15 protein-coding genes and 1 tRNA gene are annotated in these 14,899 nt (G+C 41.9%); 6 read left to right on the plus strand and 10 right to left on the minus strand.

Annotated elements, in window-relative coordinates:
- Positions 1-169 precede the first annotated feature (169 nt).
- The 7 genes from ychF to lolB form a co-directional block, all read right to left on the minus strand.
- Entirely contained in the window at positions 170-1,261 is a 1,092-nt protein-coding gene (gene ychF, locus HT99x_RS04555) for a redox-regulated ATPase YchF (protein ID WP_075066826.1), read from the minus strand.
- Positions 1,262-1,282: 21 nt separating this feature from the next.
- Positions 1,283-1,885 (minus strand): aminoacyl-tRNA hydrolase, encoded by a 603-nt coding sequence (gene pth / locus HT99x_RS04560; RefSeq protein ID WP_075066825.1) that lies wholly within the window; start codon positions 1,883-1,885, stop codon positions 1,283-1,285.
- A gap of 22 nt (positions 1,886-1,907) precedes the next feature.
- A complete protein-coding gene (locus HT99x_RS04565) occupies positions 1,908-2,570 on the minus strand; it encodes a 50S ribosomal protein L25/general stress protein Ctc (protein ID WP_075066824.1) in 663 nt (220 codons plus the stop codon).
- Between the two features lie 222 nt (positions 2,571-2,792).
- Positions 2,793-3,734, minus strand: a complete 942-nt coding sequence (locus tag HT99x_RS04570) for a ribose-phosphate diphosphokinase (protein ID WP_075066891.1) — start codon at positions 3,732-3,734, stop codon at positions 2,793-2,795.
- 43 nt (positions 3,735-3,777) lie between these two features.
- Positions 3,778-3,852 (minus strand) — tRNA-Gln (locus tag HT99x_RS04575).
- Position 3,853: 1 nt separating this feature from the next.
- Positions 3,854-4,741, minus strand: coding sequence for a 4-(cytidine 5'-diphospho)-2-C-methyl-D-erythritol kinase (ispE, locus tag HT99x_RS04580; RefSeq protein ID WP_075066823.1), 888 nt, complete (start codon positions 4,739-4,741; stop codon positions 3,854-3,856).
- Positions 4,742-4,879: 138 nt separating this feature from the next.
- Complete coding sequence (lolB, locus tag HT99x_RS04585; RefSeq protein WP_075066822.1) at positions 4,880-5,494, minus strand: lipoprotein insertase outer membrane protein LolB; 615 nt, start codon at positions 5,492-5,494, stop codon at positions 4,880-4,882.
- Positions 5,495-5,769: 275 nt separating this feature from the next.
- Here lolB and HT99x_RS04590 point away from each other — a divergent pair, with 275 nt between their 5' ends.
- Complete coding sequence (locus HT99x_RS04590; protein ID WP_158003400.1) at positions 5,770-6,567, plus strand: murein L,D-transpeptidase catalytic domain-containing protein; 798 nt, start codon at positions 5,770-5,772, stop codon at positions 6,565-6,567.
- A 108-nt stretch (positions 6,568-6,675) separates the two neighbouring features.
- Positions 6,676-7,401: an outer membrane protein gene (locus HT99x_RS04595; protein WP_075066821.1), complete on the plus strand. Its 726-nt coding sequence runs from the start codon at positions 6,676-6,678 to the stop codon at positions 7,399-7,401.
- A 69-nt stretch (positions 7,402-7,470) separates the two neighbouring features.
- Here HT99x_RS04595 and HT99x_RS04600 read toward each other — a convergent pair whose 3' ends face one another.
- Together HT99x_RS04600 and HT99x_RS04605 are read right to left on the minus strand one after the other, a co-directional pair.
- On the minus strand, positions 7,471-8,424 hold the full coding sequence (locus tag HT99x_RS04600) for an alpha/beta hydrolase fold domain-containing protein (RefSeq protein WP_075066820.1): 954 nt from the start codon (positions 8,422-8,424) through the stop codon (positions 7,471-7,473).
- Between the two features lie 187 nt (positions 8,425-8,611).
- Complete coding sequence (locus tag HT99x_RS04605; RefSeq protein ID WP_075066819.1) at positions 8,612-10,342, minus strand: tetratricopeptide repeat protein; 1,731 nt, start codon at positions 10,340-10,342, stop codon at positions 8,612-8,614.
- Between the two features lie 121 nt (positions 10,343-10,463).
- Here HT99x_RS04605 and hemA point away from each other — a divergent pair, with 121 nt between their 5' ends.
- Genes hemA through prmC form a run of 3 tightly spaced genes read left to right on the plus strand, consistent with a single transcriptional unit; the run spans position 10,464 to position 13,633 of the window.
- The gene (hemA, locus tag HT99x_RS04610; RefSeq protein WP_259565519.1) at positions 10,464-11,714 is read left to right on the plus strand and encodes a glutamyl-tRNA reductase; all 1,251 of its coding nucleotides are present in this window, start codon (positions 10,464-10,466) and stop codon (positions 11,712-11,714) included.
- Positions 11,715-11,717: 3 nt separating this feature from the next.
- Positions 11,718-12,800, plus strand: coding sequence for a peptide chain release factor 1 (gene prfA / locus HT99x_RS04615; RefSeq protein WP_075066817.1), 1,083 nt, complete (start codon positions 11,718-11,720; stop codon positions 12,798-12,800).
- On the plus strand, positions 12,800-13,633 hold the full coding sequence (gene prmC / locus HT99x_RS04620) for a peptide chain release factor N(5)-glutamine methyltransferase (RefSeq protein ID WP_075066816.1): 834 nt from the start codon (positions 12,800-12,802) through the stop codon (positions 13,631-13,633). The genes prfA and prmC overlap by 1 nt, the downstream gene beginning before the upstream one ends.
- A 26-nt stretch (positions 13,634-13,659) precedes the next feature.
- Here the strand turns inward: prmC and HT99x_RS04625 are convergent, their stop codons facing one another.
- On the minus strand, positions 13,660-14,355 hold the full coding sequence (locus HT99x_RS04625; RefSeq protein ID WP_075066815.1) for a hypothetical protein: 696 nt from the start codon (positions 14,353-14,355) through the stop codon (positions 13,660-13,662).
- 210 nt (positions 14,356-14,565) lie between these two features.
- On the opposite strand from HT99x_RS04625, the gene HT99x_RS04630 reads away from it, so the two are divergent.
- On the plus strand, positions 14,566-14,838 hold the full coding sequence (locus HT99x_RS04630; protein WP_075066814.1) for a hypothetical protein: 273 nt from the start codon (positions 14,566-14,568) through the stop codon (positions 14,836-14,838).
- The last annotated feature ends 61 nt before the right edge of the window (positions 14,839-14,899 follow it).

Here is a 14,899-nt window from a genome sequence, read left to right on the forward strand (position 1 = left end):
TGAAGAGCGAGCTGCCCCCTTTTATTCAAAGGGGGCGAATAAGAAGTAGGTATCAGCTCATACAAAAGATAACTTTGGGATTGGAATTGCCCCCTTTGAATAAAAGGGGGCAGCTCGCATAGGCGAAGCCGCGAGCGGGGGATTTTTATCTTAATTTGGTTTCATTTTGTTAAACATTAAACCTAAAATGCATCACATCGCCGTCTTTAACGATATATTCTTTCCCTTCTAAGCGCCATTTACCCGCATCCTTTGCGCCTTGCTCACCTTTATATTGAATAAAGTCGTCATAAGAGATCACTTCTGCGCGAATAAAGCCTTTTTCAAAGTCAGAATGGATCTTACCCGCCGCTTGCGGAGCAGTTGCGCCCACAGGAATGGTCCAAGCACGTACTTCTTGTACCCCTGCAGTAAAGTAGGTTTGTAAATGCAACAATTCATGGCCAGAACGGATCACCCGATTTAAACCAGGTTCAGCCAAATTCATTTCAGCCAAAAATTCGATTTTATCGTTATCATCCAGATCGGCAATTTCAGCTTCCATTGCACAGCAAACCGCAACAATAGAACCACCTTCTTCTTTAGCAATTTCTTCAACCATTTTCAGGTAGGGATTATTCTCAAAGCCATGCTCATCGACGTTGGCAATAAACATCGTTGGCTTGATGGTAATTAAGTGTAAGCTTTGAAGAAAGGGTAGGTGTTCATCTTCAATTTTAAAAGTGCGTGCGGGCAGCCCTTTATTTAAATGCGCTTGCAAACCTTCTAAAATCTCGAGTTGCACTTTGGCTGCTTTATCGCCAGCACGAGCCACTTTTTGTACACGTAATGTCGCTCTATCGATAGCATCCAGATCGCTCAACACAAGCTCAGTATTAATCGTTTCAATATCATCCTTGGGTGAAATTTTGCCCGCAACATGGGTGACATCATCATTATCAAAACAACGCACCACGTGCGCAATCGCATCGGTTTCGCGAATGTTTTGTAAAAATTTATTACCTAAGCCTTCCCCTTTAGATGCACCTTTGACAAGACCTGCAATATCAACAAATTCCATCGTCGTGGGGAGGATTTTTTGTGGTTTCACAATCGCCGCCAGGGCATCTAAACGCAGATCAGGAACAGGCACAACGCCAACATTCGGCTCGATAGTGCAAAAAGGATAGTTTGCCGCAGCAATGCCTGCTTTGGTTAAAGCATTAAATAGGGTAGATTTGCCGACGTTAGGCAGGCCGACGATGCCACATTTAAATCCCATATGGACTCCACTATTAGAAAATTATTTTGCCACGGTATGTAGCACATTCATGGCTTTATCGATATTGCCTTTTAAAACATCGGGTAACACGGTTAATGCATGTTCGATAGCGGTATTGATAGTTTGTTCTTCACTTTTGGAAGGGCGATTAAGCACATAATTGGTGACATCGTGCTTATTACCAGGATGCCCAATACCTAACCGTAAACGATAAAAACCTTTGGTATTTAATCGGGCGTCAATATCACGCAGACCGTTATGACCGCCATGGCCACCATCAAATTTTAAACGAGCACTACCAACCGGGAGATCCAATTCGTCATGCACCACTAAAATTTCAGCAGGAAGGATTTTGTAAAACTGTGCAATCGCCAGAACGGCTTCGCCACTTCGGTTCATATAGGTCATGGGTAATATAACGCGACAAGTTTGATTGCCACTTTGTATTTGAGCAACGTGACCTTTAAATTTATTTTCGGGTTGGAGCTGCGCGCGCGATTGCTCGCATAAACGCTCAGCGAGCCAAAACCCGACATTATGACGGGTGTTGGCATATTGCTGACCGGGGTTACCCAACCCAACGATGAGTTGGATCCCCCTTGAAGCGCTATTACTTTCAGACATGATAAATCATTTTCAGTAACGCTTAACCTGCTTTGGCTTCTTTGCCTTTTGGTTCTACTTCAGTGGTTGGTGTCTCAGATTCAGTTTCATCTTCTTCTGGACGCTTGGATTTAGCAAGGCTGACAACCGGTAAATCATCTTCATGGCTATGAACAACGCTGGTTAATTCAACGCCTTTAGGAAGTTTGATTTGTGATAAATGCACAATGGTATTGAGTTCAGCATTAGATAAATCGACTTCAATAAACTCAGGCAGATCACGTGGTAAGCATTTTACTTCTAACTCAACCATATGATGGGTCCAAGTACCGCCACCCAAGGTAACGCCAGGCGCTTCATTTTCACCTAAGAAGTGTAATGGCACATGCATAATGATTGGCTTGTTCTCGCTAATGCGAAGAAAATCCATATGAAGAACACGTGATTTATAGGGGTGACGTTGAATGTCTTTTAATACAACGCGTTGTTTTTTGCCATTACTCGTTAAGGTCAAAATATGGGAATAGACCGCTTCATTTTCGAGTGCTTTGGTTACATGAAAATGATTTAGTGCAATAGATTCTGGTTTGTCATCACCACCATAAACGACGCCTAAAACAAGATTTTCGTTGCGCAGACGGCGGCTCGCACCTTTCCCATGCGCTTCACGTGGCTGATATTCGATTTCAAAAGCAAATTTTGCCATGACAGGACTCCGGTTTAAGAAAATAAATAGCTCTATCGCGACCAATAAAGCTGATTAAGTGCGCGAGTATATACCATTTTCACGCCCCAAGACAGGCATACGCTTGCCATTTTGGATTTATGAGAGCTATTGATTGTGGGGGCTTTCGCTTACCCCAGTCATGTACGAGCGTGCATGCTGGGGAATTCGCTTAAATTTAAAAGGATTTTATTTTGATGTCAGTTATAAAACTGAAAACATGGAGCTAATGGACTCTTCGTTGCTGACGCGACGAATGGCTTCAGAAAGCATGGCATCAATGCTCAGTTGGCGAATTTTACGGCAGTTTGCTGCTGCTTCGCTTAAAGTGATGGTATCGGTGACGACGAGTTCATCGATAGTTGAATTTTCAAGATTGGAAATGGCATTCCCAGATAAAACAGGGTGGGTGCAATACGCAACGACTTTGGTTGCGCCTTCTTCCTTTAATGCAGCAGCAGCCATACAAAGTGTTCCTGCTGTATCAACGATATCATCCACCAAGATACAGGTGCGGTTGGAAACATCACCGATAATGTTCATCACGCGTGCTTCATTGGGCTGTGGACGACGTTTATCGATAATGGCAAGGTGTGCATCATCAACACGTTTAGCAATAGCGCGAGCCCGCACAACACCACCAACATCGGGTGAGACGATAACCGGGTTCTCATATTTTTTCTTTAAAATATCGGCAAGCATAATGGAAGAACCATAAACGTTATCGACCGGCATGTTAAAGAAGCCTTGGATTTGGTCGGCATGTAAATCGACGGTGAGTAATCTATCAATTCCAACAGCGGCCATCATATCAGCAACCACTTTTGCAGAAATAGGCACACGAGCAGAACGAACACGTCGGTCTTGTCGTGCATAACCAAAATAGGGAACGACTGCCGTGATACGTAAGGCGCTAGCGCGTCTTAAGGCATCGGTTAATAACAGCAATTCCATGAGATGATCATTGGTTGGCGCACAGGTTGATTGAAGAATGAAAACGTCTTTACCGCGAACATTTTCTAAAATTTCAATATTAATTTCACCATCGCTGAATCGGCCCAACGTGGCATTTCCTAGGGTGACATCAAGATGTTCTGCAACACTGGTGGCAAGCTGACGATTGGCATTCCCACTAAAAATCATCATATCGGTCACGATGGAGCCCTGCTATTTCATTGGTTGGATAAATTGGCTGGGGTGCTAGGATTCGAACCTAGGTATGCGAGGATCAAAACCTCGTGCCTTACCACTTGGCGACACCCCAATTATGCTCTTTCGTATTGAAGCCTAACTCTTTTCACTGCTTCAACAGCGGGAGAGTGATTTACCCCTTGGGCAACAAAACCGGTCAGATGAGTTGGTAATGCTTGGATTACCTCATTCGCTTTTTGTTTCGTATCGAAACAAGCGAAGACACTTGCACCTGAACCACTTAGCCGGGGCTCTCCGAAGTTAGACAACCACTTCATTGCGTCATCAACTTCTGGATAACGACGGCGCACGAGTGGTTCAAAATCATTTCTTAACTCACTAAAGTTGTTTTTAAACTCTCCCTTAGCGAGGTGCTCTATTCTGAAGGCTTGCGTGTTTCTTGTCAATTCAGAATCTGCATACATTTTTGCACTGATGACTTGGCAAGGCGGAGTAATGATTGCTAACCAACTTTCACTTAAGGTGATGGGGGTGAGCTGCTCGCCAATCCCTTCTGCCAGTGAAGCAACGCCTTTGATGAAAATCGGAATGTCAGCGCCAAAGCGTAATCCCAATGCCATCAACTCATCCACAGACCAATTCAGATCCCATAATTCGTTTAAGGCTAATAGCGTTGTTGCTGCATTAGAGCTGCCACCCCCCAGGCCAGCACCTAAGGGTAATCGTTTATGAACGGTGATAGTGATGCCTTGTGCAACATTAGCCTCGGTTTGCAAAGCGTTGGCAACCCGATAAATTAAATTCGATTCATTGGTAATGCCGAGCATATTGTCAGGCTTGAGAATGATTTGCTTATCGTCATGTAAAATGAATTCAAGCTCATCGCCATAGTCTACAAATTGAAAACAAGTTTGTAACAAATGATAACCATCACTGCGCTGGCCTGTGATATGTAAAAAATGATTAACCTTAGCAGGGGAGGGTAAACGGATTGTTTTCATGTTAATTCCAGATTGTCTAACCCTGTTTGCGCTTGTCCTGCATAGCTGAATCACGCCGAAGCTTTCTTGGCTCGGCGTAGCATTCGCGAAACCGGGAGCGAAGGCGGATTAGCGAAGCAGGAAGCGGGGATTTTATCTTTACAGTTGCTTCCAATTATTAATAATCATTTTCACTTTCACTTTACCATTCGTTAACAAAATTTTGCTGGGTAATGGTGCAAACGCTGATCGATGATATTCTTGATATTCAACGTGCCAGCCTTCTTGTTCTAACGAAGCTAATAAACCTTTGTCATTAAATTGTTTGCTATTCACTTTAACATTGGTGACCGGCATACCGCGCATCCAATAACGCAAACCACTCAAAGGCACATGCCAACCCGCAACTTTATGCAATAAAGCTTCTGGGGTTCTTGCCGTTGAAACATTGCCATTGGCTTCTTTGAGTTCTACATGGTGAGGGCTACCAATAATGTAAGCACTTTTAGCACCAAAAGGACCAAAGATTTTAATTTGATAAAAATCACCTTGTTGTTGCCAGACAAAAGAAGCATTACCCCCTTTGCTACCTTGCGTCACGGCTAAGCGACCTTCAGCTTGCCATTGATTGATGGCATCTAATTGTTTCTCGTTACTTTGCCATTGTTTTTCGAGTGCTGGAGATGAAGGAACCGCTTGTGAATTTTTTTCCGGGTTTGAAGCGCAGCCTGCAAGCAACAGTAGTAAAAGCGCAAGCACGTTAAATCGATTCATTTTGTTTGATCCTTTGCAAGATATATCCAATGCACTTCTTAAAATGTGATGAGTATATAGCAGTTGCGCTTCAAAATGCGAAGCCTAATTGAAGGGTTTTCTTTTGTTAGGCAAAAAAACCGATTTTGACATTCGTGCAAACGCCCTGAATTTTTCAGAATAACATGAATATCAACATGTTTTTTTCAAACAATTGCTGTTATAGTTGCACACCTGAATTTTATTGAGGAGTGCAGTTAATGATGGGCGCCAATTACAGAAATAAAGTAAGATGTTTGACTAATATTGGTGCGTATTTATTAATAGGTATACTCTTAAGTCAGCCACTGGTGGCAGCAGTATCTTCTGTGCAAGCAAGTGATGACGTCAAAATTAGTGAGAGTGTTACCAAGTCCTTATCTGCAACGCGTTCATTTAAATTCAAGCCGTTCCAATTAATTCCCGCTGCGCAAGCGAAAGAAAAAACAAAATCCTCTTCAGTCAAAGCGCAAGATCTGCAAAACCCCGTTTCAAAAACCAGTTCATTTCAAGGCATTAATCCAAAAGTATTAAATTTGGCGCTAAAAGCACATCGCAAAGCGCATACGATGGGGATCCCACGTAAACAATTTTTAACTGTTATCGATTATTCCTTACCTTCTACGTCACGTCGTTTATGGGTGCTTGATATGACGCGCAATAAAGTGGTTTACAATGCCCACGTAGCGCATGGTTCAGCGACGGGTGATAATCATGCCAAACATTTTTCTGATGCACATGGCAGCCATAAGTCGAGTTTAGGGTTATTTTTAACCGGTTCAACCTATCAAGGTAAACATGGTACTTCTCTCACATTGCATGGTTTGGAAAAAGGTTTTAATGGCAATGCTGCAAGTCGTGCGATTGTGATGCATCCCGCAGGTTATGTGAATGAAGGCATGATTAAGAGCATGGGGCGCATTGGCCGTAGTTGGGGCTGTCCTGCGTTGAGTTATAGCGTGGCAGGTCCTATTATCCAAACGATTAAAGAAGGCTCATTAATTTTTGCTTACTATCCTGATAACAAATGGTTGAATAATTCACGCTTTTTATGAAATTTCATTCCTAATTTTTATCATCCTCGCATTTCGTCAATTTTTTGACATTGACGAAATTTATTTTAGGAGTTATAAGTTATGTAACCCATAAGACGAGGATGAATCATGGATAGAACAAAATCTTCTTTAGGCTTACTAGTCGCAACCGCATTATTAGCATCCACTGCTGCGCAAGCATGGGAAGGCAACTGGTTATTAGGTGTGTCTGCCGGTGGCGCTTGGCACAACAATGACGATGTTGGTTTTACCGTTACCGATGGAGTAACCGTTGAAAGCGGCACGTTCTCTACCGACAACGATAGCCATTTTATTTGGGGCTTTTTAGGTGGTTACCAAGCACGTTGCAATAGCTGGTTATTCGGTGCGGAACTCAACGTTGACTGGCGTGGTGATCATGATAATCATGCTTCTACTACTTCAGTTCTTTTAGGTGGCCCTGTTTCAGGTACGCTTTCACGTAGCAATGATGCTGTTTGGGGCCTAACCGCACGTATCGGTTATGAAATGTCCCGTTATTTTATGCCCTACATTCGTTTAGGTGCAGATTATGCACATAAAGACTTTGACTTCACCTTTACTGATGCTGCTGGAAATGTATTAAGTGGTGATAGCGGTAAAAGTAAATGGGGTTTTGTTGGTGGTGTTGGTCTTGAATTCCCTCTGGGCATGTTCTGCAACAATCTCTCGTTAAGAGGTGAGTGGGATTACCATAGCAGAAAGCATAACCACGATTCTGTAACTGCTGTTGCTGCTGATGGTACGACTGCTGTGTTAAATGCTGGTAATCGTCATGAACAATCAGCAAGAGCTTCATTAGTCTACAATTTCTAATTAGCTGTACGACACCCCAAATTTTGCAAAGTGCTGTAAAAGCACTTTGCATTTTTCACTTGATACCCTTCACAGATGAATCTCGGTGTTGTTGGCTTCGTGTGTGGGTATAAAAGCTGCTTTTAATTGATCGCACGCGAAATCAAACGCCTCATTAGCTAATGGTAATTTATTATAAAAACGTAAAAAACCATGAATCATGCCAGGAAAGCGTTTAGCTTTCACGACCGTTTGATGCGCTTGTAATTTTTGGCCATAGGCTTCACCTTCATCTCGTAAGGGATCGCATTCTGCGGTGATGATAGTTGCTGTGGGGAGCTGATTAAAATTGGGGTTTACTAAGGGAGATGCCAGACCATCTTGGCGGTATTTACCTGCACTGAAAACCATTTCTTCTAGATAATCAATAAAAGTGATATCTAACAAATAACCGTGTGCAAAGTCCTTTTTAGACGGATAATCATGTGAGAGATCGACCATCGGATAAATCAGGGTTTGATGACGCACAATATCTAAGCCTTCATCACGTAATAAATGGGTGAGAGAAGCGGCAATATTTCCACCGGAGCTTTCTCCCCAAATCGCAATTTTGTTTGCATCAATACCTAAAGTGTTAGCCTCAAGGTGGATCCATTTGATGGCATCCAAGCATTCGTATAAGAATTCCGGAAATTGACATAAAGGTGCAAGCCGATGGGAAATATAAAGAATTTTCATTCCAAGTTTGTTTGCAAGTAAACTACAATACTCATTGCAAGAGGCCATATGATTAATGATGTAACCCGTTGCGGATAAGAAAATAACGGCAGGGAGTGAGGTGGTATCATCGATTTGTGCCGGCGTATAACAACGTACGGATAGATCGTCTCTGATTTGAAAATCGCTGGCTGCAACAGGCGCAATCCTTAAATGGGGTAAGCGCAAAATTTCCATGATTTGTTCGGGTGTATATTGGTGGAGTTTGCCAAATCCACTGCGATAAACCATGTTCACTAAACGTTCAAGGGTGGGATCTAAAGGCATAAATCGTATCGTCCTTGGTATTTGGGGGAATATTGAGAGAGTATACCAAAACGATTAAAGATATTTTACCCCCTGACAACGCCATTGAGACGGGGCGTTGCGGATAAACTGCGGTAAGTAGCGTTGAAATCTGTTCCTTTCTACTTCCCGGTTTGTCCGAGGGATCCTGGATTCATAGAAGACGGAATTATTTTTTCATCACGCGTTTCATGGTATCGATAACATTTTCGTGCTTAGGATGTTGTTCTAGCGCTTCATTCCAGACTTGTTTAGCGCCTTCAAAATCTTTCATTTTCCACATCACTTCACCTAAGTGAGCGGCAATTTCTGCATCAGGCATGATTTTAGCCGCTTTTTTAAGGGTTTCTAAAGATTGTGGATATTTACCCATTTTATAATATAACCAACCAACGCTATCTAAAACAGAAGCGTTATTAGGTGCAATTTTTAGGGCATAAGATAAATATTTTTCTGCTTCATCATAGCGGTTGGTTTTATTCGCTAACATGAATCCTAAAGCATTTAATGCATCAACATGATTAGGTTGAATGCTCAAAATGGTTTTGAGATCGGTTTCGGCCATATCCAGCTGTTCCAATTGATCGGCCACTAAGCTTCTGGCATAGAGGAGGTCGATGTCATCATGCGCAAGCTGTAAATTGTCATTAATCAAACCTAATGATTCTTTAAAACGTTTAGATTTGTTTAATACGTCGATTTTGGCAATCAAAATTTGTTTTCTATCACTATCATCGTTAGGTTGGGTTCTAGATAAAACGGTTAATGCTTCATCATAACGTTTATTGTCAGTCAGTAAAACGCTTGCTCGAATTTGTGATAAGACATGAAATGGCCCAGTCAGCACTTGTTGAAATTGATCAATTGCTTGATTGGTGTTATTTTTCATTTCCGACACTCTGGCCAAAAAGTAATAAGAAATATCTTTACTTTCTGGGATATCACTACTTCTTTTAAGAATTTTTTCCGCTAAATCATACCAGCCTGCTTGAATACTGATTCTGGCAAATTGTAGCAATTCATCACTGGTCAATTTGGGATTACTGACAATCTGTGAAACTTGTTCTTGCGCTTCTTTTTCAAAGCCGTTATCGAGTAAGAATTGGGCATAGTATTGTTTGAGGATTGAATTATCGGGATATTCGCTGGCTTGTTTATCGATAAACTGTTTGGCAGCTTCTTTGCCGTTATTACGTAAAAGCGCTTCTGTATAAAGTTGTATCGCATTAGTCGCTTGTGGATTCATTTTAAATGCACTTTCACTGAGCGCTAACGATTTTTTGTCTTCGCCATTATAAAGATAGATTTCACCAAGTGCTAAGTAAGCGCTAGGAATGGTCTTTTCGACTTCAGTTAACTGTTGTAGCGCTTGAATAACTCGCGTATTGTCTTCCTTTTTTTGGAGTTGACGGTAAAGCAGCAGGTAATATTGCAGCGCTTCCTCTGGATTTTGCACCTCAGCTTGGCGTAAATAGGGGATTGCATTTGCAACCTGATCTAATCGTAAATATAAGGCAGCAGTGGTGATTTGGGCTTCTAAGTTTTCAGGAGCCGCTTTTGCCCAGATAACGGCAGGCTCTATGGCCACCTCTAATGAGGAAACGGTTAGTGCAATTTGGGTTGCTCTTGCTGCGACCGCTGCATCTTGGGTTTCTTTGGCAGCAGCGATATAATTTGCCAACGCAACGTCGGGATGCTCTCTATCCAAGGCCATTTCGGCAGCCATGAGTTGAAATAAGCTCTCAGCAGGGAGTTGGGTCTTAGAGGTCTTCGTCTTTTCTTGTATGATAAGAGCACTTTGCTCGGTGGCAGCCAATTGTTGTTGGGGCTGGGCACTCGCGAGGTGGAGTTCAGGGACTATAAACAGAAGCGGTAAAAAGAGTGTAGCTGCCTGCTTCATAAAGTATCCTTACTTTTATGATTTTGTAACGTGATTAACTAATTTCCTTCTTAATCACAACATCGGCAGCGAATAACAAATCGTAAGAGATAATTAATTCAGTAATTTAAGTGACCAAGCCGTGTTATTAACGTTAGGGATCAGTCATAAAACAGCACCCATTGATGTTCGGGAGAAGCTGGCGTTCACCCAGGAAAATATTCCTGGTGTGTTGGCAGCCCTTTATGGAGAGATAGCGCTTGAAGAAGTTGCTCTTCTTTCGACTTGCAATCGAACTGAGTTTTATTTCAGTACGCAAAATCAAGCGAATACTTCCTTTAGACAATTACAGTCCTGGTGGAAAAACTATTTGACACCCCAATTTGATATGACGCCTTACCTTTATATGTATACCGAAGAGCATGCGGTAAGGCATGTGATGCGTTTGGCTTGTGGTTTAGATTCGATGGTAATTGGAGAGCCACAAATTTTAGGCCAACTCAAAATAGCTTATCAAACCGCTTCGCAATCTGGTGTGGTTGGCAGAACTTTATCACGATTATTCCAAACCAGTTTTTCAGTTGCTAAAAAAATTCGTACCCAAACCGGGATTGCGTCCCATCCGGTATCGATTGCTTATGCTGCAACCACCTTGGCTAAGCAAATTTTTTGTGATTTAAGCCAAGCAACCGTTGTTTTAATTGGGGCAGGTGAGAATATTGAACTGACTTTGCAACATTTATTAGCAAAGCAGGTAAAACGAATCATTATTGCAAATCGCACGGTAAGCCATGCAAAAGCATTGGCTGAACGTTATGGTGCGATGGCCGTGGGACTGAATGAATTAGGATGGTGTTTGCAGCAGGCCGATATTGTTATCAGCTCCATTGCGAGCCCTAAACCGGTTGTGACTAAAACACATGTAGAACAAGCTTTTACCAAACGTCGGCCATTATTTATGGTTGACTTAGGCGTTCCGCGAAATATTGAGCCTGATTTAGCGCATAGTGAAGATATTTATTTATATACGGTTGATGATTTACAAGGCTATGTGAATGAAAATCTGAAAACCAGGCAAAATGCGGCGAAAGATGCTGAAGTATTGATTGAGCATGCATCGGGTGCATATATGGAATGGATGTCAGCGCAGGCGCAATTAGCCACCGTGCGGCAATTGCGTCTTAAAGCACAAGATATTAAAAATCATGCATTGTCGGCGGCAATCAATCGTTTGCGAAGAGGGGAAGCACCTGAAAAAGTGTTAACTCAATTTGCACATCAGTTAACCCAAAAATTACTCCATCAACCGACAGTGCAGTTGCGCCAAGCAAGTCTTGAACAATCAGAAGAAAAAATAACGGTAGTCAAAGAATTATTCGATTTAAGTGATTAAGTAATGAAACCATCTATTCAAATGAAATTAGCAGGACTGGTTGAGCGTCATGAAGAAGTAGGCATGATGTTAACCGAACAATCTACGATTCAAAATCAAAATAAATTTCGTGAATTATCGAAAGAATATGCTGATCTTGAACCCTTGGTTGTGACTTTTAAAAGTTATCAAACCTTATTAGACCAGCAAGTATCTGCCAAAGCGTTACTCAGTGAAGATGATGCAGAGATGCGTGAGATGGCTGAAGAAGAGCTAAAAGAGGTTGCTGTTAAGATTGAAGAAATTGAGAAAGAACTGCAACTCTTTTTGATACCCAAAGATCCGGATGACGATAAAAACGTCTTTTTAGAAATTCGTGGGGGCGCAGGCGGTGATGAAGCTGCGATTTTCGCTGGCAATCTATTTAGAATGTATAGCCGTTATGCGGAACAAAAGCGTTGGCGAGTTGAAATTATTAGTGAAAGCTTTGGTGAACATGGTGGTTACAAAGAAGTGATCGCGCGTATTATTGGGCAAGATGTTTACTCCCATATGAAATTTGAATCAGGAGCACATCGGGTACAACGTGTGCCTGAAACCGAAGCACAAGGGCGAATTCATACTTCAACTTGTACGGTTGCCGTGTTGCCTGAGGCGGAAGAAATCGAGAATGTCACCATCAACCCGGCTGAATTACGCATTGACACGTATCGTGCTTCGGGTGCAGGTGGTCAGCACGTCAATAAAACCGACTCAGCCGTGCGCATCACCCATCTTCCAACCGGTATTGTAGTTGAATGCCAAGACGAACGTTCGCAACATAAAAATCGCGCGAAAGCCATGTCATTGCTGCAATCCAAAATTTTGAATATGCAAAAAGAAGCACAAAGAGTGGAACAAGCGTCAACACGCAAAAGTTTGGTAGGCACAGGCGATCGTTCAGAGCGTATTCGTACTTATAACTTCCCACAAGGTCGCGTGACTGATCATCGTATTAATCTCACGCTTTACAAGTTGGATGAAATTGTTGAAGGTAAAGTGAGTGAATTAATTGAAGCGCTGCGTCAAGAATATCAAGCTGAACAATTGGCGACACTTGAACAATAATGCAAACCATTGCTCAACTATTAAAGCATGGATACGAATTATTACAGGGAACGGATAATCCCCATTTAGAAGCGCAATTACTCTTGGCCAAAGCATTAGCATGCGAGCGCATCCAGCTCATTGCTTGGCCAGATAAACAAGTAAGTGATGAGCAAGTGATTGTTTTTCATAAGTTGGTGCAACGGCGTTGTCAGCATGAACCCATTGCTTATCTACTGGAAGAAAAAGAATTTTGGTCGTTGCCATTTTATGTGAACCAACATGTATTAGTTCCTCGCCCGGAAACAGAATTATTAGTTGAAACCTTTTTACAATATCTGCCACAAGATGCATTAACTGTTCTTGAATTAGGAACAGGCAGTGGTGCGATTGCGTGCGCATTAGCCTCTGAAAGGCCGCATTGGCAAATTATTGCAACCGATATTTCGTTTGAAGCATTGAAGGTTGCTAAAAGCAATAGCATGCAATTGAATTTGCCTAATATTCAGTGGGTACATGCCAATTGGTTTGCTGGACTTTCTTTGCCACCAGTTGCTGCGATTATCAGCAATCCACCTTATTTAAGTGATAGTGATCCCCATTTAAAAGAAGATCTGTTACATGAACCCCAATCGGCTTTAGTTTCAGGGAACACAGGGCTTGAAGCTTATGAAACCATTATTGCCAATGCTTTACCTTACCTTATACCAGGCGGTTTACTGGCATTTGAACATGGCGCGACACAAAGCCAAGACATCGCTGTATTATTAGCAAAACAGGGGTATGCTGATATTAAAATATTGAATGATCTAGCAAATATCCCACGTATAACATTAGGCTTTGCCCCCAAATAAAAAACGGGCCATAAGGCCCGTTTATGTTACTTCCTTTTAGCTGTGCGAGCAGGGTTTTTTCTTGTAGCAGCCTCTGCTTTTTTATCTTGTTTTTTATCGTTGCCTTTTGCTTGTCGAGCAGGAGCTTTATGCAATACCGCAGGTGCAGGTTGCGCAACTTGAACATGGCTATTTTCTTCTTCGCTGCTGTCATCTTCTGAATCAACAGTTTCGTTGTAAAAATTTCTAAGTTCGGCTAAGGAAGGTATTTGATGACCACCTGCAGACTGTTGTTGAATATTCTCAGCTAATTCATTTGCAGCCATTGCACCCAATGCTTGCATTCCACCAAGTGCATTTTGAGTTGCAGTGATACTGTGCTCAGTATAGGTTCTAAGCGTTTCGGCAATATCCGCCTGATGTCCTTCCAAACTGTTGATCATAGCTGGTACTCTTGCGAAATTTTTCATTCTTTTATTTGTTTTCGTCAAGGCTTGTTCCATTTGTGTCAACGTTTTTTCATCTAATCGTTGCGCAATAGCATCAACCCGATTAAATAATGAATAAATCCGAGCAGCAAAATAGCTAGCTGCGCCAGCAAGTAAAGTTACTCCAACAACAGGTAAGAGTGCTAAACCTAAACCATAGAATGCGAATGCACCAGCAGACACAGCACCTGAGATGGTAAAAAGGCTGCGATAAACTAGAGTGCTGCTGCTTTGTTCGGATGTTTTTTTAGACATAGAATGTTTCCTAAAATATTCGAAATTTATTTAACTTGATTATTGAGGGCAAACGTTAACATCCTGACATCTGCTGAACAAGTTGGGAGAATCTCTTGTGTTTGATAATCAAATAACTTATTTGTGTGTTTTATTGTTTACTTTCAAACTAACTGTGGCTAATATCCGTTTTATCATTTATCTACTCAATTGAGCGCAAAAAGGTGAAACATGAGAGCTTTAACAAGTTATGAAAATGAATTAATTTCTGGTGGTTGTAATAGTTGCGAACGAGCTGCGCTACGTGAATCGGTGGTTGATACAAGCTTGATTGTTGCTCCTTTTCTGGGTGTTGAACTAGGGATGACTGCAGTAGCCGGCATGGGCTTAGGTTATACGATTGGTGGCGCTGTATTGGGTGCTTATGCTGCAATTGCTGCTTTACCACTTGCTACACGAATTGGTTTAGAAATGGCTTTCGTTGTACACGACGTATTAGCATAATTAAATGGACATCCAAAAAGATTAAAAAGTTTTTTTGGGTGTCCTATCAGCGCTATCACCG

The organism is Candidatus Berkiella aquae (assembly GCF_001431295.2).
Lineage (GTDB): Bacteria > Pseudomonadota > Gammaproteobacteria > Berkiellales > Berkiellaceae > Berkiella > Berkiella aquae.